Origin of the sequence: Solidesulfovibrio aerotolerans, assembly GCF_009856865.1 — a bacterium.
Classification (GTDB): Bacteria; Desulfobacterota; Desulfovibrionia; order Desulfovibrionales; family Desulfovibrionaceae; genus Solidesulfovibrio; species Solidesulfovibrio aerotolerans.
Window position 1 is genome coordinate 1 of record NZ_WVUD01000042.1, and the last position, 19,511, is coordinate 19,511.

15 protein-coding genes are annotated in these 19,511 nt (G+C 63.6%); 8 read left to right on the plus strand and 7 right to left on the minus strand.

The genetic code is table 11. The features are described 5' to 3' along the window. The first annotated feature begins 67 nt into the window (after positions 1-67). The 4 genes from GTA51_RS16730 (at position 68) to lipA (ending at position 6,730) form a co-directional block, all read left to right on the plus strand. Positions 68-1,276, plus strand: coding sequence for a beta-1,3-glucanase family protein (locus tag GTA51_RS16730; RefSeq protein WP_160963083.1), 1,209 nt, complete (start codon positions 68-70; stop codon positions 1,274-1,276). Between the two features lie 519 nt (positions 1,277-1,795). Next, on the plus strand, positions 1,796-3,421 hold the full coding sequence (locus GTA51_RS16735) for an O-antigen ligase family protein (RefSeq protein WP_160963085.1): 1,626 nt from the start codon (positions 1,796-1,798) through the stop codon (positions 3,419-3,421). 1,826 nt (positions 3,422-5,247) lie between these two features. Then, positions 5,248-5,967 (plus strand): lipoyl(octanoyl) transferase LipB, encoded by a 720-nt coding sequence (lipB, locus tag GTA51_RS16740; protein WP_160963087.1) that lies wholly within the window; start codon positions 5,248-5,250, stop codon positions 5,965-5,967. Further along, complete coding sequence (gene lipA / locus GTA51_RS16745) at positions 5,849-6,730, plus strand: lipoyl synthase (protein WP_160963089.1); 882 nt, start codon at positions 5,849-5,851, stop codon at positions 6,728-6,730. The genes lipB and lipA overlap by 119 nt, the downstream gene beginning before the upstream one ends. 139 nt (positions 6,731-6,869) lie before the next feature. Here lipA and GTA51_RS16750 read toward each other — a convergent pair whose 3' ends face one another. Continuing rightward, positions 6,870-7,193 carry a ComEA family DNA-binding protein gene (locus tag GTA51_RS16750; RefSeq protein ID WP_160963091.1) on the minus strand — a complete coding sequence of 108 codons (324 nt, stop codon included), beginning with the start codon at positions 7,191-7,193 and terminating at the stop codon, positions 6,870-6,872. 339 nt (positions 7,194-7,532) lie between these two features. On the opposite strand from GTA51_RS16750, the gene GTA51_RS16755 reads away from it, so the two are divergent. The 4 genes from GTA51_RS16755 to dhaL all read left to right on the plus strand — a co-directional run bounded on the left by GTA51_RS16755 (position 7,533) and on the right by dhaL (position 12,193). Beyond that, the gene (locus tag GTA51_RS16755; RefSeq protein ID WP_160963093.1) at positions 7,533-8,507 is read left to right on the plus strand and encodes a hypothetical protein; all 975 of its coding nucleotides are present in this window, start codon (positions 7,533-7,535) and stop codon (positions 8,505-8,507) included. Positions 8,508-8,686: 179 nt separating this feature from the next. Then, positions 8,687-10,414, plus strand: a complete 1,728-nt coding sequence (locus GTA51_RS16760; protein WP_160963095.1) for a TIGR03768 family metallophosphoesterase — start codon at positions 8,687-8,689, stop codon at positions 10,412-10,414. A gap of 65 nt (positions 10,415-10,479) precedes the next feature. Further along, entirely contained in the window at positions 10,480-11,538 is a 1,059-nt protein-coding gene (dhaK, locus tag GTA51_RS16765; RefSeq protein ID WP_160963097.1) for a dihydroxyacetone kinase subunit DhaK, read from the plus strand. A 25-nt stretch (positions 11,539-11,563) separates the two neighbouring features. Next, positions 11,564-12,193, plus strand: a complete 630-nt coding sequence (gene dhaL, locus GTA51_RS16770; protein ID WP_160963099.1) for a dihydroxyacetone kinase subunit DhaL — start codon at positions 11,564-11,566, stop codon at positions 12,191-12,193. 128 nt (positions 12,194-12,321) lie between these two features. Here dhaL and ptsP read toward each other — a convergent pair whose 3' ends face one another. The 6 genes from ptsP to GTA51_RS16800 all read right to left on the minus strand — a co-directional run bounded on the left by ptsP (position 12,322) and on the right by GTA51_RS16800 (position 19,412). Then, complete coding sequence (gene ptsP / locus GTA51_RS16775) at positions 12,322-14,838, minus strand: phosphoenolpyruvate--protein phosphotransferase (RefSeq protein ID WP_160963101.1); 2,517 nt, start codon at positions 14,836-14,838, stop codon at positions 12,322-12,324. Between the two features lie 155 nt (positions 14,839-14,993). Next, positions 14,994-16,274, minus strand: a complete 1,281-nt coding sequence (locus tag GTA51_RS16780; RefSeq protein WP_160963103.1) for a Y-family DNA polymerase — start codon at positions 16,272-16,274, stop codon at positions 14,994-14,996. A gap of 2 nt (positions 16,275-16,276) precedes the next feature. After that, complete coding sequence (locus GTA51_RS16785; RefSeq protein WP_160963105.1) at positions 16,277-16,705, minus strand: LexA family protein; 429 nt, start codon at positions 16,703-16,705, stop codon at positions 16,277-16,279. Between the two features lie 243 nt (positions 16,706-16,948). After that, positions 16,949-17,662, minus strand: coding sequence for a hypothetical protein (locus GTA51_RS16790; RefSeq protein ID WP_160963107.1), 714 nt, complete (start codon positions 17,660-17,662; stop codon positions 16,949-16,951). Positions 17,663-17,666: 4 nt separating this feature from the next. Next, complete coding sequence (locus tag GTA51_RS16795; RefSeq protein ID WP_160963109.1) at positions 17,667-18,929, minus strand: sulfite exporter TauE/SafE family protein; 1,263 nt, start codon at positions 18,927-18,929, stop codon at positions 17,667-17,669. 108 nt (positions 18,930-19,037) lie between these two features. Continuing rightward, positions 19,038-19,412, minus strand: coding sequence for a response regulator (locus tag GTA51_RS16800; protein WP_160963111.1), 375 nt, complete (start codon positions 19,410-19,412; stop codon positions 19,038-19,040). Positions 19,413-19,511 lie beyond the last annotated feature (99 nt).

Below are 19,511 nucleotides of genomic sequence, written 5' to 3' on the forward strand. Positions count from 1 at the left end.
TTTGAACTTGATGTCATGGCAATTTATGCCATTTTTTCAAAATTGATCGCCTAAGTGGAAAGGCATCATGAGCTTGCACCAGTTGTCGCTTTCAGGCGTCAAGCCTTTTCTTAGCCGGACAGTAATGACCCAGGACAGTAATTACCTGGTTCGCTATCAATATTTTGAGCCAACCATCGTTGCAGATCAAATCAATGTCGATCTTTCCTATATTGACTTCGTCTCCATACCCATGTCCCTGGCGGCCATCAATGCCCCCCATGCCACGAACAGTCCCCAGACGACTACGGCAAACGGCCTGATACTTGTCAACGCCGCAGCCGCCTCCGGGACGACGGCGCTTAATAACGTGCTGCCTTCGTCAAGCCAAATACTGCCCAATGCAAATTTCACCCGCGTCGTCTCCCCCTCGCTCAACGCGACCAGTGCGGCCATGTATCATGACTGGACCAACTACTTACAAACGACCCTTTCCAATAAGCAGGTCACGCTCAAGGGCTCTTATGTGGGAACCGGCCCGCAACCAGCCTGGACAAATGCGCAAGGCTATTGCCAGACGGCTGTCCCTCCGATAACCGATCCCAACGTTTGCAGCCGGTATCAAGCCCAAAGCTACGATTACATCGCCACATTCGACTCCAGCGGAAACGTCACCATGACCCCGCAAAGCGATTCCGGCAACGGGACCGCCACGTGCGTACCCGTGAGCGTCCAAGGGCCGGGCATCGGGAATGTCGGCTCTATCACCATCAGCTTTGCCAATTTGAATACGGCGACGGGAATCTATGGCAACAACCCCATCTTTTCCTACAGTTACACTCTAAACGGAACACCCTACAGCGGCACCACCACAGGCATCACCAATGATCTTTTCGGGCGCGTGGTCGGCGATCTCATGGCCGGTCTGAGCTTTGGGTATCCCGCCAGCACGGTAACCTATAACGGAACAGCCATCGGCTCCCTCGCGAGCTCGCAGTGGTGGGGCGGCACCCTGCCGGATGGCACGGTTATCACTCTGGCCAACAGCCCGGCGGGCAACAATGTTGCTTTTGGCACGGCCCAACCCGGGCAGCCCAACAACTACCACACCTATGCCGCCAGCTTTAACGCCCTGACATCGGCCTATGGCTTTGCCTTACAGGATCGCTTAAACAACAATACGATTGCCTTTAACACAACGACCGATGCAAACAGCTATCTCATGGTTACCATAAACCCTGACAGTTCAAGCACCGTTCACCCTAATATGTTGTTGCTTCTCTCCGGAAACAATTAAGGAAAAGGCCGTTTCGGACGCACATAATCACATCTGACAAAAAGGACACTGCCGGCACGGCGCATCTCCAGAAAAAATTCCGGGAAGGCCGGTCGGAAAGCCTCCACATTTTCGTTGTCATATGCAGCCAGCATCCAAGCATGCGCCACACGGGGCATGCTTGGATGCACACACCGTGCCCCGCAACAGGCCAACGCGATCTCACTGCAATGTCGCTGTTACCCAGCCACAAACACCGCGCTTGCGCTTGCCGGCACGTTTTTCGGGAACCACTTTTGCCCGCGCCCCGTCCCTGCCGGCCGACGGTTGCCATGGCCGGGAACCGGCGGGCCATCGCTGAGCCTTGTGCCTGCGGCCTGTCGCCGGTGGCCGCCGGCCGGCGGCACGGCTGCGGAGTTACCATTGCCTGGACAAATTGGTAGAGTGTGCCATGTTTGGGCCAATGACCACCCCCCACCCGCAGCGCGAAGGCGGGGACCGTTCCCGGAAAACCCGCCAAACTGGGAAATTTTATCTGCAATGACGCGTCCTTACCATCTTTCCCGTGAAGCGGCAGCGGCCCTGGCCCTGGGCGGGCTGGCCCTGGCCGGCGTGGTCCTCGGGCAGGACTGGCGGGCGGCGGCCCTGGCCGGAGGCCTGTTGGCCGCCGCCATCCTGGCCTGGTTTCCCTTTTTCGGCCTCATGTTCGCCGTGGCCACCGTATTCGTCGGCACGCCTTCGCTCAAAATCAGCCATGTTCCCGGCGTGCTCACCCAGCTGTTTCCGGCCATGTTCCTGCTGCCGCCGGTATTTTTCGGCTTTCTGATCCACCGCGCTACGGCCGTGCGGACGGTGCGGGCCCCGACTTCCCTCCCCCCGCTGACCCCTTTTGTGGCCGCCATTGCCGCGCTCAACATCCTTGGCCTGGCCTGGGCACCGCATACGCGCCTTGCCGTGGGGCAGGTGGCCACCTTGGCCTTTGACGTTCTTCTTTTTTTCGCCGTGGTGGCCGCCGTTTCCAACGAAAAGCGCCTGCGTACCCTGGTCTGGTCCATGGTCCTGTCGGCGCTGCTGGTCTGCGCGGCCATGTTTTGCGGTGCGTGGTACGACTGGGCCGGGACGATCCATCTGGGCCGGGGCGTGGAACTGAACTTCGAACTGTTCTCCGAGGAACGCTGGGGGCGCATCGGCGGGCTGTGTTCGGCCAATCAGGCCGGCGGCTTTCTGGTGATGACGGTGTTTTTGACCATGGGCCTGTCCCGGCTCTACCGCCGCTGGCAGCGGGCCGGCCTCGTCTTTTTGGCCATGCTGTTCCTCACCTTCGTGGTGGTTTCAAGCTCGCGAGGAGCGATCCTGGGCTTTTGCGGAGCGGCCGGGACCTTTTTGCTCCTGCACCCGGCCTCCCGGCGACGAATCCTAAGCCGCACCACCCTGCTCGTACTGGTGCTGGCCGGCGCGATTCTGGCCGGCAAACCGTCGTTTATCGACCGGATGCTGGTGGGCTTCGGCTATTCCGGGCCGCTCCTTTTTTCCGAAAAAAAGACCAGCGGCAGCGTGGCCAACACCAGCGGCTCCGGGGCGCGGTTTCGCATGTGGAAGGATGCCCTCTCGGTCATGGCCGACCGACCGGAACTTCTCCTGCTTGGCCTTGGACCGGGCGGCTTTATCTGGCATACCCGCGAACCGGAGGTGCACAGCCTCTGGTTCGCTTTTTTCTTCGATCTGGGGCTGCTTGGCGGCCTGATCGGCATTCTGGGGCTGGCCACCCTGTCGGTCGCCCTGGCCCAGGCCTTCAAAAACACACCGCCCGGCCCGGCCCGGACGCTTTTTATCGCGGCCGTTGTCGGCGGTCTGGCGGAACTCGGCATCCACAGCCTGATCGACCACGACCTGACCTCGCCAGTCTCGCGCTTTGCCTGGCTGTATCTGGCCATTGTCGCCGCCGCCCTGGGCGTGGTACGAAACGGATCGCAAACCGCACCTTGTGCGCCTTTGGAGATCACCCATGGACCGTTGCCGATACCTCATCCTGACCCTTGGCCTGCTGCTGGCGGTGCCGGCGGCGTTTCCCCGCTCCTGCCCGGCCCAGCCTGCACCCCAGATGCTGGTCAAGCAGGCCCGGGACATGGCGGCGCGGGAACGCACCGATCCGACCACGGCAGGTAACGCCGCGCACCGCCTGCGCGAGTTGCAGGGCCTTTTCGGGGCCATGCGGTTTTCCAAAGCGTTTACCGGTCTGGAGCGGATCTGTTCACCCCAGTCCCTGGCCGCCATGATGCAGGCGGAAAGTGCCGGACACTCCGAAACCACGGCCAAGTTGCTCTCCCCCTGCCTGCTGGCCTTGGGCACCATCCCGGCCCCGGCGGAGACAGGGACTCCCGGTCCCGGCCCCGGCCCGGGCCAGGGCCAGGGTCCGTCCTATCCACCCATCCCGCCAGGGCCGCCCATGGCCGGCCGGCCAGGACCTGGTTCCTTCCCCCCCCCAGGTTTCCAGCCCGGTCAGCCCGGACAACACCCCGGACAACACCCCGGACAGCCCGGGCAACAGGGTCAGCCCGGCATGCCCCGGCAGCCCGGACCGCCCGGCGCACAAGCGAGCGGCCCGACACCGCGCCCCCCGGCCCGAAAGCCGGTCGCCGTCAGTGTGGAGCTGCCGACCACGGCCGACGCCATCTTTGTCACCCCGGCCGTGGCGGTCGGCATATCCAGGCAACAGCCGGACGCGCGGGCAGCCACAGTTGCGGCCTTGGGCCGCACCGCCCGGATCACCCTGACGGATATTCCCGTTTTCATCGAAGAAAGTGCGCCCCAAACAACGTCGCCAACCCCGGCCCAGCGCCAAGCCTCGCCATTCGGGGCGCATCCGGCCACATTTCGCGGCGAAACCCCGCCCTTTGCCCTGGCCGCCGATCTCGGCATCGGCTGGCACCGGGCCGTCGCCTGGTGGGTGGACATCCAGTCCGATGCGGACCTGGCCGCCGGCCGGTTCGACTTCTCCCGCCTGGACGCCCAACTGGCCGGCCTTCCCCCGGGCATGCAGGTCATGCTCACCATCATGCTGCCGACCCGGTTGCGCCAGGATCAAGGCGGCGGAGCCCCCGGGAGGCCCGCTCCCCTGGCGGTCAAAGCCGACGGCAACTGGACCCTTGGGCCACCCCCGGCCGCCTACGACGCCTTTGTCAAAGCCCTGGTCAACCGCTACGGCAAACATCCCCCGGCCGGAATTCCCCGGGTCTCGTGCTGGCAATTTGAAAACGAACTGGACCTGTCCCGGGCCCGCTCGGACGCTGCCGGCTACGCCGCGCTGCTGACCCGGACGGCGACACTTATAAAGGCCGTCGATCCCAAGGCGATGGTGCTGATCGGCGGGGTTTCCGGCGAGGATTTCTCCCGGAATTTCGAGGCCTACTACCAGCCGGTGCTGCGCCTTTTGGCCGGCAAGGGCTTTGACGCCTTTGACATCCACTTCTTCGGCCGGGCCGGGGACTACCGGGAGCTTGCCGCCCTCTACGGGCAGACCCGCCAGGCCCTGGACGCCGCCGGGTTTGCCCGGACCCCTATCTGGATGACCGAAACCGGCACCTACAGCGGCGCCCCGGCCGCGCCGCCGGGACTCCCCCCGCAATCCGAGGAGGAGCAGGCCGCGGAACTGGTGCGGCGCGCCGTCTACGCCCTGGGGCTGGGTATCCCCAAAGTTTTTTGGGCCATGGTGCGCGAGGGGTTTCAACACCAAAACCATCTCTTTGACCATATCGGCCTGACCACAGACCCCCGGGTGACGCCGCAAGCCCCGCCGGGACAGCCCAAAGCAGCCTACGCCGCCTACAAACTGCTGTGCGCCAAACTGGCCGGCTTGGACCCCAGGCCAACCCGCCTGTCGCTGGGACCGGATGTCTATGCCTACCGCTTTACCGGCCCAGGCGGCCGCTCGGTGATTGTGGCCTGGGCCGATCCCCGGCCCGAGGCGCGCTAAGACCTTTGCAGGAGACGGGATGCTCGTGACTGATTTGGGGCGCATGGCCTTTGACGCAGCCTGGACGATCCAGGAGCAGGCTGTGGCCGAGCGCCTCGCCGGCGGGCCTGACCAGCTTTTTTTGGTCGAACATGACCCGGTCGTCACTCTGGGACGCCATGGCGGCCGGGAAAATCTGCTGGTCCCGCCCGAATCCTTGGCGGCGCACGGGGTCGCCCTGGCGAACGCCAGTCGGGGCGGCAACATCACCTGCCATTTCCCGGGGCAGGTCGTGGCCTATCCCATCTTTAAAATCGCTGCGGCCAGGGGTGGCCTGCGCGGCCTGTTTCACGACCTGGAAGCGGTTGTCATCGCCACCCTGGCGGGCTATGGCGTGCGCGGCGAACGCGAACCGGGCCGGCCCGGCGTGTTCGTCGCCGGGCGAAAGATCGCCAGCATCGGGCTGGCCGTCAAAAAATATGTCACGGCCCACGGTCTGGCCCTTAATGTCGGCCGGGATCTCGGGGTCTTTTCACTCATTACCCCGTGCGGTCTGGCCGGCGTGGCCCCGACGTCCCTGGCCCTGGAAATGCCGGCCGTAACGGCCGCCCTCTACCCGAGCGAAGAGCACCTGATCCAGCATGTCAAACGAACCCTCGTCGCCTCGTTCGAACGCGTCTTTTGCCAGAAAGCCGTCCTGGCTGAGGCGACCCCTGCCCCAGGGGCCGGCCTTCACCCGCACCCAGAGCCTTTTGCGTGATCTGCGCTGCAACACCGTCTGCGATGGGGCCAACTGCCCCAACCGCATGGAGTGTTACCAGCGCGGCGTGGCCGCTTTTCTGATCCTCGGCCGGGTCTGCACCCGCAACTGCGCCTTTTGCAAGATCAGCCCCGGCGCGCCGGAACCCGTCGATCCGCAGGAACCCGACCGCGTGGCCCAGGCTGCCGCCCGGCTTGGCCTGGGGCATGTGGTGGTCACTTCGGTGAGCCGCGACGACCTTCCCGATGGTGGGGCAGGCCATTTCGCCGCAGTGCTCGGTGCCCTGCGCCGCACCCTTGCCGCCTCAACCCTGGAAGTGCTCATCCCGGATTTCGGCGGCGATGCGGCCAGCCTGCAGACCGTGCTCGACGCCCGGCCGGACGTGCTCAACCACAACCTGGAAACCGTGCCGGAGTTGTACGCCGCCATCCGCCCCCGGGCAGTTTACGCCAGGAGTCTGGCCCTGCTTGAGCGGGCCAAAAAAAACGCCGCCCCAGGCCTGACCAAAAGCGGCCTCATGCTCGGCCTTGGCGAAACGCCGCAGCAAATCCGTCGCGTACTGGCCGACCTCGCGGCCGTTGGCTGCGATATCGTCACCATCGGCCAATACCTCGCCCCGTCGGCCCGCCATGCGCCCATCGACCGCTACGTCACGCCCGAGGAATTTGACGCCTGGGCCGCCTACGGCGCAACACTTGGCATCCCCCGCATGCATTGCGCCCCGCTCGTGCGCAGCAGCTACAACGCGGGCCTGTTCGTTTAAAGGCCCCGGCGCAGCCTGAGCCCCCGGCCCCAGGCCACGGAAAGGCCGCCCTCCCCAGGCAGCGCCCCCCGAAAAACGCCTGGCCACGCGTCCTTGTCCCAGACCAGAGGAAGGCACACCCTCCCCTGGCCTGATCCCGCTATTTCTGCTTGGCGACAACCTTGTCTTTGATCTGGTCATAGGTCGCGGCAGGGATGATCTTTTTGGACACAAGCTGGTCTTTTCTGGCGTAGGGCCGGCCCTCGATGATTTTTTTGGAATAGGCGTCGCCGATACCGGGCAACATCTTGAGTTGCTCTTCCGACGCACTATTCAAATCAAGCAGCGCAGCCTTTGCCACAGGGGCTTCGACTATCGCCGGGGCGGCGGCAGTCGGGGTTGGCGTTGCCTTTTGCCCGGCCAAGCCGGCCTGGGCGGTCAGACAGAGGGCCACAACGAGAAAGAACACTGCAATTCGTTTCATAAGTCCTCCGGGGTAAAAGGTTGCACAACAGGTCCAAGAGACTTAAAGACATTGTCGCCGCGCTGACGAACAGCCCAACTGGGCGACGTGGAACCTGCCACTGTTCTCCCACGCCGCAGCGGCAGACGCAAGGAGAGCATAGCGCGTCATGCGCCTCCCTGGCGTGGCAAAGAGCATGGGTTCGTCGGCTACAGCCGCCACCACCCGGCCAAGGCGTTTGCGGCATGCCCGGTCGCACCAACAGCCCTCCTCCCCGGTCTGCTTGTCCCAATTCCCTTCCTGGGTTAGAGGCCTCTGCATCTCTGCCGCTGCGGGCGACTCCCGAAAGGAATTCCCATCATGCCGACCCGTTGCGTTGCCATCACCACTGCGGCCTTGCTCGTCGTGTTCCTCCAGATTCTGCCGGCTGCCGGCGAACAGGAAACCCCGGATCAAAAAAAGGCCTATCTGCAAAAAATGGCTGTGGAGTCGAGCAATCCGGTCGGCGAACTGTGGTTGATCACCAACCAGTTCGAGCTCAATCTGGAACAGTCGCCCCATGGCCAAAGCGCCACGTCGTCAGGCACAAAGCGCAAGACCCGCACCACCTCGGACAAAAACGCCCAACTGTCCGCGCTGCACCCCCAAAGCCAGGCCCTGCGACAAAATTTTCAGGAAGAGCGGCCACAATTCAACTATAATTTGCAGCCGGTGCTCAAATTCGACCTGAACAGCGACTGGCGTTTTTTAACCCGCCCGGTGATTCCACTCTATAACTCGCCCGTGCCGCGCGGTCGCACCGCCGTGGACCACGTCTTCGGGCTGGGCGATATTGAGCTTAAGGGCGTGCTCAGTCCCAATGCCAGGGGGCCGGGATTCAAATGGGGCGTCGGCCCCTCTGCTGTGCTGCCAACCGCCACGGATACCCGCCTGGGCAATGGCAAATGGCAACTCGGCGGCGCAATGACCGCTTTGTACACCAACGACAAGCTGGTGGTGGGCATGTTTCCCGAACACTGGTGGTCCGTGGCTGGTGATCCGAAACGAGCAGCCGTGAGCCTCACCAAGATCCAATACTTCTTCTGGTATTCGGTGGTGCCTACCTGGCAGGTGGGTCTGGCCCCCACCGCGACCATTGATTGGCTCCAGCCAAAGGCCGAGGATGCCCTGACCCTGCCCATTGGTCTGGGCCTGTCCAAGACAGTCCTTATCGGCAAGATACCGGTCAAATTCAGCGTCGAGGCGGATTACGCCGTCATACGCCCCCGCAATATTCCAGGCGATGCCTGGACGATCAAGTTTTCCATCATCCCGATCATTCCCGCCTTGTTCTAAATAACGCGGGGCCTTTGACGAAACATATCCCGGCGACCGTTCCCGGAACAATTCCCCACGCCTGTCCGTCTTGAAGGGCTTGCCTTGGCTGGCCCAGGCCGCGTAGATTGCAGGGAATGACGCGGTGCCGCCCAGCACCTCTTGCGTCCCCAACGGTCCTGCCGCAGTGGAGAAATACCATGGCCCTGTCCCGACGTGCTTTTCTCAAGACCGGGTTGGCCGGCGTGACTCTGCTGGCCTGCGGCACTTACACGTTGCCCAGCCCCCAACCGGCGGCAGCGGCGGTGATCCCCTGGACCACGCTGGAAAAAACCGTGGTTGCCATTCCCGTGCCCGCCACCTCACCGATGCTGTCCCCTACCGCCATCGACCAATTCGCCCAATACGGCTACGGCCGCTGGCAGTATGCCCCGGGGCTGGCCTGCCCCAAACGCTTGGATCTCATGCCGGCGGACTACACCGGCAAGAACGCGACCCAGGCGGCGCGGCTCCTGCGTTTTTTTACCATCAGCGACATCCATATAACGGACAAGGAATCGCCGGCCCAGTTGATCTACCTTGGCCTGCTGGAGCACATTTCCTCGGCCTACTCCCCGGTCATGTTCTACACCACCCAGGTGCTCAACGCCGCCGTACAGACGATAAACGCCCTCCATGCCAAAGACCCCATTGATTTTGGCATCTCGCTCGGCGATGTCTGCAACAGCACCCAATACAACGAACTGCGCTGGTACCTCGATATCCTGGACGGCAAAGCCATCACCCCCAGTTCCGGTGCCCATGCCGGGGCCGAAACCATCGACTACCAAAAACCCTTCCAGGCCGCCGGACTGAACCCGGCCATCCCCTGGTATCAGGCCCTTGGCAACCACGACCATTTCTGGCTGGGTTCTGCTCCACTTACCGACCATCTGCGCCAGACCTGCGTGGGTGATACGGTGTTAAATCTGGGCAACGTCCTGATCCACGGCATGGACAGCCGCGGATTTTATATGGGGACCATCGACGGCAACACGGCTAATGGAGCCGTGATCGCTTCCGGGTCGGTGGCCGACTTCGCCACCCCGCCAACGGTTGCCCCGGACCCCGGCCGCCGACCGCTTTCCCGCCAGGAGTGGATGGGCAAATTTTTCAACACCGCCTCCCAACCAGCCGGGCATGGCTTTAGCCAGGACAATATCCGCGCCGATTTCGCCTGCTACAGCTTCGAACCCAAATCGGAATTGCCGCTTCGGGTTCTCGTGCTTGATGACACCCAAAGCGATGCGGACTTTTCCGGCAACGCCTTTCTCTGGCACGGCAGCGTGGACCAAAAGCGCTGGGACTGGCTGGTTGGCGAACTGGACAAGGGGCAGGCCGAAGGCAAACTCATGATCATCGCCGCCCATGTGCCTATTGGCGTGGAAAAGCCGGGGGCGTTTATGAGCTGGTGGGACAAGGCGCATGTCACCGAGGCAGCCCTCTTTGACAAGCTGCACACCTATCCCAACCTCCTTTTGTGGATCGCCGGGCACCGCCATTACAACACCGTCACCGCCTTTCCCTCCCCCGATCCGACGCGGCCGGAACTGGGCTTCTGGCAGGTCGAAACGTCCTCGTTGCGCGATTTCCCCCAGCAGTTTCGCACATTTGATATCCTGCGCAACAGCGACGACACCATTTCCATCGTCACCATCAATGCCGGGCCGCAGCCCGAGGACGGCTCACTGGCCGCCCTTTCGCGCTCCCATGCCGTGGCTGCCCAGCAACTCATCAGCAATCCGGCCATCTCGTCCAATCCCATGCTCTATCTGCCCACGGGTTCGTATAATGGAGAACTGGTCGTGGCGCTCAGTCCTGCCATGCAGGCCAAGCTGCGGCAATACGGCACGCCGCTGCCGGCAACACCGGCCACGGCCGCCTTGTAAGGATTTTTGTTTGGTACGGGTGAAACCGAATGGTCGGGAAAAACAGGAACACAGGAGCCTGGACTATGAAAAAACTGATCAATGACGTGGCAAACGTGGTCAAGGAGCAGCTTGAGGGCATGGCTCTGGCCCATCCCGAGTTGACGGTCAGGTATAAGCCGACTTTCCTGTGCCGGGCCGACGCGCCAATCAAGGGCAAGGTGGCCCTTGTTTCCGGCGGCGGCTCAGGCCATGAACCCATGCACGGCGGTTTTGTCGGCCAGGGGATGCTCGACGGTGCCTGTCCCGGCGAAGTGTTCACCTCGCCCACCCCGGACCAGATGGTTGCCTGCGCCAAAGCCGTTGACGGCGGAGCCGGCGTGTTGTTTTTGGTCAAAAACTACACCGGCGACGTCATGAATTTCGAGATGGCCGCCGAACTGGTGGCGGCTGACGGCATCAAAGTCCAAAATATCCTCATCGACGACGACGTGGCCGTCAAGGACAGCCTGTGGACCGCCGGCCGGCGCGGCGTCGGCACCACCGTCCTGGCCGAAAAGATCGTCGGCGCCGCTGCCGAGGCCGGCTACGATCTGGACCGCTGCGCCGATCTGTGCCGCAAAGTCAACCAGTACGGCCGCTCGTTCGGCGTGGCCCTGACCTCCTGCACCGTGCCCGCCGCCGGCAAGCCGACGTTTGACCTGGGCGAAACCGAGGTTGAAATGGGCATCGGCATCCACGGCGAACCCGGCACCCACCGCTCGCCCATTGCCCCCGTCGATGTCCTGGCCCGGTACGCCGCCGAGCAGATTATCGATGATCCCGCCTATACCCGCACGGTGCGCGAATGGGACGGTGCCGGCTGGGCAGACAAAGTCCTCACGGACGAACCCTTTGCCCGCGGCGATCAGGTCATCGCCTTTGTCAACAGCATGGGCGGCACGCCTGTGGCCGAACTCTACGCCGTCTACCGGACCCTGGCTGCGGTCTGTGAGGAGAAGGGGCTGACCATCGTGCGCAACCTGATCGGCCCCTACATCACCTCGCTGGACATGCAGGGCTTTTCCATCACGCTGTTAAAAGTTGATCCCGAAATCCTCAAATTCTGGGATGCCCCGGTCAAAACCCCGGGCCTTGTGCGCTAGCGCCGGGCGGCTTGCAAGAAAAGAGATGCCCATGCACAAATCCCAGATACTCGACTGGCTGCGCCGGCTGGATCAGGTGTACACGGAAAAAAAGGACTATCTCACCGACCTTGACGCCGCCATCGGCGACGCCGACCACGGCATCAATATGACGCGCGGTTTTGCCAAGGTCATGGAGAAGCTGCCAGAGGTGGCCGACAAGGACATCGCAACCATCCTAAAAACCGTGGGCATGACGCTGATGTCCAGCGTCGGCGGGGCCAGCGGCCCCCTGTACGGCACCTTCTGGCTCAAGGGCGGTCTGGCCGTTGACGGCAAAGAGGCACTTTCGGCCGAGGATTTCCTGCGTATGATCGAGGCGGGCGTGGACGGCATCCGCCAGCGCGGGCGGCCCGAACCGGGCGATAAAACCATGTACGACCTGTGGGCACCGGTTGTGGCCGCGCTCAAAACGCGCGCGGGCAACGGCGACGACGTGGCCGCCCTGGTGGCAGCCATCCTGCCCGTCGCGGCAAAAGCCCTGGCCGACACCATCCCCTTGCAGGCCAGAAAAGGCCGCGCCAGCTACCTCGGCGAACGGTCCATCGGCCATCAAGACCCCGGCGCGACTTCTTCCTATTATATGCTCGAAACCCTCAACGAAGCACTGGCGTAACAAAAGAGTAGAAAAGAAAAGAGCAGAGAAGATGCCTCCGGCGGCCGGGGGCCTGAGGCCCCCGGACCCCCCACCGGAAAAAGTTTTTCAAGGGGTTCTGGCCGTTGGCTGGCTCTTCTGGGCGCCGCTTAAGCCGGCCGGGGACCGCGCAGCAACTCCCGCACAGCCTCGGGCGAGCCGGCGTTTAAGGCCGCACGCGCCAGAGCGCGACACTGCGCCATATCGACGGACCGGATGGCCTCCTTGACGGCCGCGATGGCCGGACCACCCATGCTCAGTTCGGTCAGCCCCAGGCCGAGCAGCAGCGGCGCGGCCCGGCTGTCGCCGGCCAGTTCTCCGCACAGGCAGACCGGTATCCCGGCAGCCCTGGCCGCGTCGCAGGTCATGGCAATAAGGCGCAACACCGCCGGATTGAGGCTGTCGCAGCGCCCGGCCACCGCTGCATTGCCCCGGTCGCAGGCCATGACGTACTGGGTCAGGTCATTGGTCCCGATGCTGAAAAAATCGCACAGCCCGGCCAGCCGGTCGGCAACGACCGCCGCAGACGGCACTTCGATCATGATGCCGGTCATCATCCTGTCCGCAATGGCAAACCCCTCGCCCACAAGATCCTCGCGGACCCGGGCCGCAAAGGCCAAAACCTCGGCCAGTTCCCCGGCATCGGACACCATGGGATACATGATGCGGATATCGGCCACACTGGCGGCCCGCCACACGGCGCGCAACTGGGTGCGAAACAAGGCCGGCCGGGCCATGCAAAACCGCACGCCCCGCTCGCCGAGAAAGGGATTGGCTTCAGGCGGCGCGTCCAGGTAGCGTATCGGCTTATCACCACCGACATCCAGGGTGCGGATGATGACGGGCCTCCCCTGCATGGCTGTTGCCGCAGCGACATAGGCGGCCATCTGCTCTTCCTCGTCCGGGGCCTGATCCCGGTCCAGAAACAGAAACTCGGTGCGAAAAAGCCCCACGCCCTCGGCCCCGTATTCCAGCACGCGCAGCGCTTCGGCAGGGGTGCCTATGTTGCCCATGACCGCAACGGTTAGGCCGTCGCGCGTCGTGGCCGGAGCGCTACCCTTGGCTTTGGCGGCCTCGCGACCGGTCAGCCAGGCCGCGCGCTTGGCGGCAATGGCCGTGACAACCTCCGGCCCCGGCGTCGTCCAGACCGTGCCGGTAAAGCCGTCCAGGGCCAGCGTCTGTCCGTCCGACACCTGGCGCAGACAGTCCCCGACGCCGATGACGGCCGGAATGCCCAGGGAGCGGGCCAGAATCGCCGCATGGGAGGTGGCCCCGCCCGTCTCGACAATCAGGCCCAGCACCAGCGCGGGATCAAGCCCGGCCACATCGGAAGGCGAAAGATCGTGGGCCACGAGGAGGGCCTGACGCGTCAGCCGCAGGGCCTGCCCGCCATTTCCGGTCAGCAGGTGCAGCACCCGGCCGCCGCAATCCAGGACATCGGCCGCCCTGGCCCGCATGGCACCGTCTTCCAGGGCGCGGTAGTTGGCCGCCATCTGCTCCATGACCTGCAACCAGGCAAAGGCGGCGTCGCTTTTTTCCGCGACAATGCGCGCCACGGTCTGCTCCCGCATGTCCTTGTCGCCAAGAATAAGCCCCTGCACCTCAAAAATCGCGGCATTGGCCGGGCCGGATGTTCGTTCCGTCTCGCGGCGCAGGGCATTGGTCGCGGCCAGCGCCCCGGCAATGGCCTGATCCAGCTTTGCCACTTCGGCGGCCGGATCGGCTGTTTCCCGGCGCGTAACGACCGGCAGCGCCGCCAGATGCACCAGGGCCGGACCGACCGCATAGCCGGCCGAGGCCGGCGCACCGGCAACCACCCCGTCCCCAACCACCGGGCAGGGCGTCGGTTCGGTGCCCAGGATGGCCACATCCTCGTCGCGGTCCCCGAAATTGTCCTTGTGCAAGGCCACCAAGGCGTCGGCGGCCTCCCGGGCGTCCGGCCCGGAAACCGTCAGCGTGACAGTGTCGCCGTATTTGACGCCAAGCAGCGCGATCTGGTTGATGCTTTTGGCGGAAGCGGATTTGTCGCCTTTGTGAAGCGCCACCGAGGCCTTGAATTTTCCGGCCGTAAAGACCAACCGGGCGGCCGGACGGGCATGCAGCCCCAGTTTGTTGGCGATGCGCAGATCAAGACGCAGGGTTTCGTCCTCGGACGCGACCTGCGGTGCCGCAGGCGGCACCGGGGAATCGCCGGCCGGACTTTGGCCGGTGACGGGCGCGAGCTGGCGCAGCTTCACCGCCAGGGCGGCCACGGCCTCGTCGCCGGCCGCCTGCAGGGACGCGCCCACGCTCGCCTGCACCGCCGCCGCCACCGTTCCTTCCACCAGCGGCGCGCCACAAAGCCTGACGCGGGCCGCAACCGCCTCCGGCAGGAACTCCAGGGCCGTTTCGGCGCTCATGAGCGCACTGCCCAAATCCATGACCACCAGCACGCCGTCAGCCGCCTGGGCGGCCACGGACTCGATGGCCGCCAGTACCTGCATGGGATCGGTGCCGATGGGATTGTCCGGGTCATCAATGCCGCCGACGGCCGCCATGGGCACAAGGCCCCGTGTCATCTGGCCAGCCAGTTCGAGCACGCCTTCGGCCAGCTTTTTGCTGTGGGAGACGATTACTATTCCGATCATCGCATGACTCCGAACATCCGGTCCCGGTACAGGTGCGCGGGGCAAAGCCTCGGTGGCCCCTTAAATCCATTTTTCTATAACAAAATCGCATTTTAAGAGCAACAACCGGCCCCCTCACCATTTCTTTCGTACCGGCCGCCGGCCGGGAAAAGCATTCAGGCCCGGACCACGGGCAGTTCCTGCCAGCAGGTGCTGTAGCGGGGCGAGCGCGCTGCCTGCTTCATTTTCCAGGGCTGCCCGATGCCGCCGGCGGCCAGACGCAGGGCGTCACGGCCCCAGCGGGCGTTGGTTTTGTCCAGCACGGCCATAAGGCGCGCCGCCTTGGGGTCCGCGTCCGGGGCGGGGGCAAGGAGCGAGCCCTGGCGGCAGCCGGCCGGTTCCAGGCCCGAGAGCATGACGCCGGTCTTTTTGTAGCGGTACCCCGGGCGGAAAAGACGCTCCAGCACCGCCAGGGCGGAAGCGAGGATCTGGCCCGTATGGCTGGTGGCCGCCGGTAAGGCGGCAAAGGCGGAATTGGCGTATTGCGGCTCGCCCGCAATAAAGGTGTTGGTCTGCACCCACACGGTCACCCCGCTGGCCACCATGCCCCTGCGCCGCAGCCGCTCCGTGGCCCGGGTCACATAGACGGCCAGGGCCTCGCGCAGATCTGCAACGGCCAGCACCGGCTGCCCGAAAGACCGGGAGGCCACCACGGACTTTGGAGCCGCAACCGCGGTCTCCAGCTCGATGCAGGGGACGCCCCGCAGTTCGAGCAGTGTGTGCAGCCCCCCGACGGTCATGCGCTTTTGCACGAACGCGCGCGGCAAATCCCGAAACTGCCGGGCGTTTTCAACCCCGTGACGGGCCAGCATGGCGGCGTAGCGCCGGCCGATGCCCCAGACATCCGCAACACCCACGCTTTCCAGGAGCGCATCCGGTTGGGGGCTGGCCGCGAAATCAAGCACCCCCCCGTGGGCCGGGTCCATTTTGGCGAGCTTGTTGGCCACCTTGGCCAGGGTCTTGGTCGGGCCAAGGCCGATGGACACCGGGATGCCGGTCCACTGCCGCACCGTATCGCGGATGCGCCGGCTGTAGGCCACGACATCCTGGGGCAGACCGGTCAGATCCAGAAACGCCTCGTCAATGGAATAGACCTCCAGGGACGGGGCGAACCGGGCCAGGGTTTGCATGACCCGGGCCGACAGGTCGCCGTAGAGGGCGTAGTTCGAGGAAAAAACCGCCACCCTATGGCGGCGGAAAAGTTCGCGGCAGGCAAACGCCGGTTTGCCCATGGGAATGCCCACGGCTTTGGCCTCGGCCGACCGGGCGATGATACAGCCGTCGTTGTTGGACAAAACGACCACGGGCTGGTCGGCCAGGGCTGGCACGAAGACCCGCTCGCACGAGGCGTAAAAGGAATTGCAGTCCACCAGGGCCAGGACGCGGCGCGGGGGCATAGTCATGTCCGGTGGATGACGAAGGTGACCACGCCCCAGATTTCAAAGGACGCCTCAGGCGACACCTCCAGCGGGGCATAGTCGGGATTCTCCGGCACAAGAAACAACCGGCCGCCCGTGTAGCGCAGCCGTTTGACCGTCAGTTCGCCGTCAAGGGCGGCGATGACCACGCGCCCGTGGGTGGGTTCCACAGCCCGGTCCACCACCAGGATGTCCCCGGAATGGATGCCGGCGTCCCGCATGGAATCGCCGCTGGCGCGCACGTAAAAGGTGGCGGCGGGATGGGCGATGAGCAGTTCGTTTAAATCCAGCGCCTTGTCCAGATAATCCTCGGCCGGACTGGGAAAGCCGGCGGAAACCGGGGCCAGATACAGGGGCAAGGGCAACCGGGAACGGGCCGCTACGGGCGTTATGGCAAAGTAGGGACGCATGGCCTGTGCATACGGCCAAGGCCGGCGCTTTGTCCAGAATTATAAACATTGGTTGATTTATATAAACAACAACCCGAGTTCTTCCCGGACGCGCGGCAGCACCCGTGCCCACCCGCCTTCCGGTTTTCCAGGGCCGCAGGAGGCTGCGACGGTGGGCGCAGGGCCAGGGCAGCCTGCCGACCGCACAAAACAAAACCCCGGCCCGCCGCAGCAGACCGGGGTTTCGCCTTTTGGGGGCGGGGATTACGCTTCTTTCTTGATCTTGGACTTGCTCATGGACAGGCCCATGCCACCGAACATGTCGAAAATGGCATAGCCGTACCACATGGTGTAGATGACGTAGAAGATAAGCAGACCGGCCACGGTGGGGATCTTGGTCATGATGCTTTCGGCCGGGATGCCGGCGAAGTTGTAGGCCGGCTCGATGGCCTTCTGGTTGACCATGTTCACCGCTTTGGCCTCTTCGATCATCTTGATCTTTTGCAAAGGCTTGATGGATGCGGCCAAGAGCGTCCACCAGCTCTTCATGGCGACCTTGCCGTCCATGCCGTAGGCGGCGGTCAGCGTGTCGGTCTGGTCCTTGTAGAGCAGATCGGCATCGGCCACGACCTTGCCGAGCATGGCACCAAGGTCGGCGGTCATGGTGATGGAGTCACCCTTGGCCTCGCCCTTGGCTCCGACCTTTTCCAGCAGCAGCATGGAGGTCTTGACGTCCTCGGGGCTTTTCATCTTCACTTCGACGGTGACCTGCTTGCCGTCAAAGGGCTTCACGGTCTTGGCGACCTGGGGAATGAAGTAGGACGATCCCTTGGACAGCTTGTTAAACAGGTCGTCGGAGAAATCCAGCCCATTGAGCCCACCCGGGAACACCGGAGAGAAGATCAGCACGAGCACGGCGAGAAAGCTCACCATGAGCAGAAAGCCCTTGAGGAACAGTTTTTTGTCTCTGATAAGCATGCCCTTATCCCTCCTGGCGCAGGGCGCCGATATTCACAATGAATTTGCCGATGACCCAGACGCCGAACAGCGCCACCACGATCCAGAATACGATGTTGCCGACGTATTCGATACCGTTGACCAACCCGGCAGACATATTGAGATATTCGAGTTCGACGAATTTTTTGGGCAGGGTGGAGACCCGGTTGATGAAACCGGCGATGATGGACATGGCGTAAAAGCCGCGGATGTGGATGCCCTTGACGACCTTGGTGGTCAGCGCGCCGACCTGGATGCCCAGAAGCGATCCGAGCAGCATGCCCATGGCCAGCGTGTAGAACACATAGCCGTAGATGGCGTACTGGGCGATGGCACCAAGACCGGCGGTGAAGATGATCTGCAGGATGTCGGTGCCGACGGTGGTCATGGACGACACGCCAAAGACATAGACGAACATGGGGAAGGTGATGAAACCGCCGCCAACGCCCATCAGTGCGGCCAGGATGCCGACGATGACGCCGCCGCAGGCCACGATCCAGCCGGAGATGCGCTTGCCGCCGGGAACGAAGTCCTCGTCAAAGGTGATCATGGGGGCGAGGTTTAAGTTCTGGAGTTTGACGGCCATGCCGGTCATGCCGGAGGGGCCGCCGTGGCTGCCGCCATGGGAGTCGCCGCCGCCGGTGTCCTGGCGGCTGGCCTTTATGAAGTCGAACAGGGCGTAAAAACCCAGGAACCCGAGCAGGACGGCGTAGAGGGAGCTGATGAAGAACTCGGAGAGCAGCGGATCTTTATCGTAGAGTCCTTTGTTGATGGCACCGCCGATAAACGTGCCGCCGCCTGAGCCGACCAGAAAGGCGATGGCCAGCTTGCCCGAGACGTTGCCGAGCTTTTTGTGCACGGCCGTGCCCATGATGGCCTTGGCAAAGATGTGGAAGAGGTCGGTGCCGACGGCCAGGATGCCTTTGACGCCCGCGGCCATCAGCGCCGGGGTGATGATAAAGCCGCCGCCCGCGCCGATGCAGCCGGTGATCAGCCCGGCGGCCAGACCGACGGCGATGGAGACCAGAAAGATTTTGGTGGAATAAAAAGCCGGACCGTAGGCCGTCTTGCTGCCGATAAAATCGCCGGCTTCGACGAAGGTCACGGCCAGGATGGGCAGGGCCAGGATCATGAGGAAAAGAAGTTTTTTCCGATTCTGAATGATGGACGTGGACACTTCCATGTCCCACTTGGCGTGCGCAATCGACGCCGATTTCAGGAACTCGAAGACTTGCCTACCGAACCCCATTGTTGCTTCCTCCGTGTTGAAAAAACCATGCCTGCGCTTCCCGCCCGCGCGATATCCCCACCCCGCGACGCGTGATTTCGCATCCAACCCTTTGCCGTGGCACCCCGCTCAGGCGGCGCCGTTCCCCGTCTCCAGCAGCCTGTGCACCGTCCCTTTAAGCCGCTCGAAATCGCCGCCCTTCTCCACCCGCACCAGCCTGTCGTCGCCGGCCTCGAAACCGGGGTAGACATGCAGCACCACAGGCAGCCCAGGATACAGGCGCGTTAGAAGCGGCGTCAGCGATCCGCCATCGGGATCGGCGATCTCGGCATCCAGGACAAGTGCGTCCACCGAGACCGGACCCGCCAACCGCATCAGGACTTCGGCGCCGGAGCCGGCAGTCAGCACGCCGTAGCCCTCGCGACCAAATTCCCGACGCAGCAGTTCCCGGATATTGGCATTTCGCTCCGCGATGCACAGTATTGGCCTTGGACGATTCACCATACACTCCTGACGAGGTTACGCCAGGGGAAAGGCAACTCCCGTGCCAAAATCGCGGCCGAAAGCGCAATTGTAACACAATGGAATCGAAGGATTTTTTAA

Coding starts and splice junctions, on each gene's coding strand:
- GTA51_RS16780 (WP_160963103.1), bottom strand. CDS start 16,274: ATGCCCCCGCGCCGCGTCCTGGCCCTGGTGGACTGCAATTCCTTTTAC.
- GTA51_RS16790 (WP_160963107.1), bottom strand. CDS start 17,662: ATGCTTATCAGAGACAAAAAACTGTTCCTCAAGGGCTTTCTGCTCATG.
- GTA51_RS16735 (WP_160963085.1), top strand. CDS start 1,796: ATGACGCGTCCTTACCATCTTTCCCGTGAAGCGGCAGCGGCCCTGGCC.
- GTA51_RS16755 (WP_160963093.1), top strand. CDS start 7,533: ATGCCGACCCGTTGCGTTGCCATCACCACTGCGGCCTTGCTCGTCGTG.
- GTA51_RS16800 (WP_160963111.1), bottom strand. CDS start 19,412: ATGGTGAATCGTCCAAGGCCAATACTGTGCATCGCGGAGCGAAATGCC.
- GTA51_RS16795 (WP_160963109.1), bottom strand. CDS start 18,929: ATGGGGTTCGGTAGGCAAGTCTTCGAGTTCCTGAAATCGGCGTCGATT.
- lipA (WP_160963089.1), top strand. CDS start 5,849: ATGTCAAACGAACCCTCGTCGCCTCGTTCGAACGCGTCTTTTGCCAGA.
- lipB (WP_160963087.1), top strand. CDS start 5,248: ATGCTCGTGACTGATTTGGGGCGCATGGCCTTTGACGCAGCCTGGACG.
- ptsP (WP_160963101.1), bottom strand. CDS start 14,838: ATGATCGGAATAGTAATCGTCTCCCACAGCAAAAAGCTGGCCGAAGGC.
- GTA51_RS16750 (WP_160963091.1), bottom strand. CDS start 7,193: ATGAAACGAATTGCAGTGTTCTTTCTCGTTGTGGCCCTCTGTCTGACC.
- GTA51_RS16785 (WP_160963105.1), bottom strand. CDS start 16,705: ATGCGTCCCTACTTTGCCATAACGCCCGTAGCGGCCCGTTCCCGGTTG.
- dhaL (WP_160963099.1), top strand. CDS start 11,564: ATGCCCATGCACAAATCCCAGATACTCGACTGGCTGCGCCGGCTGGAT.
- GTA51_RS16730 (WP_160963083.1), top strand. CDS start 68: ATGAGCTTGCACCAGTTGTCGCTTTCAGGCGTCAAGCCTTTTCTTAGC.
- dhaK (WP_160963097.1), top strand. CDS start 10,480: ATGAAAAAACTGATCAATGACGTGGCAAACGTGGTCAAGGAGCAGCTT.
- GTA51_RS16760 (WP_160963095.1), top strand. CDS start 8,687: ATGGCCCTGTCCCGACGTGCTTTTCTCAAGACCGGGTTGGCCGGCGTG.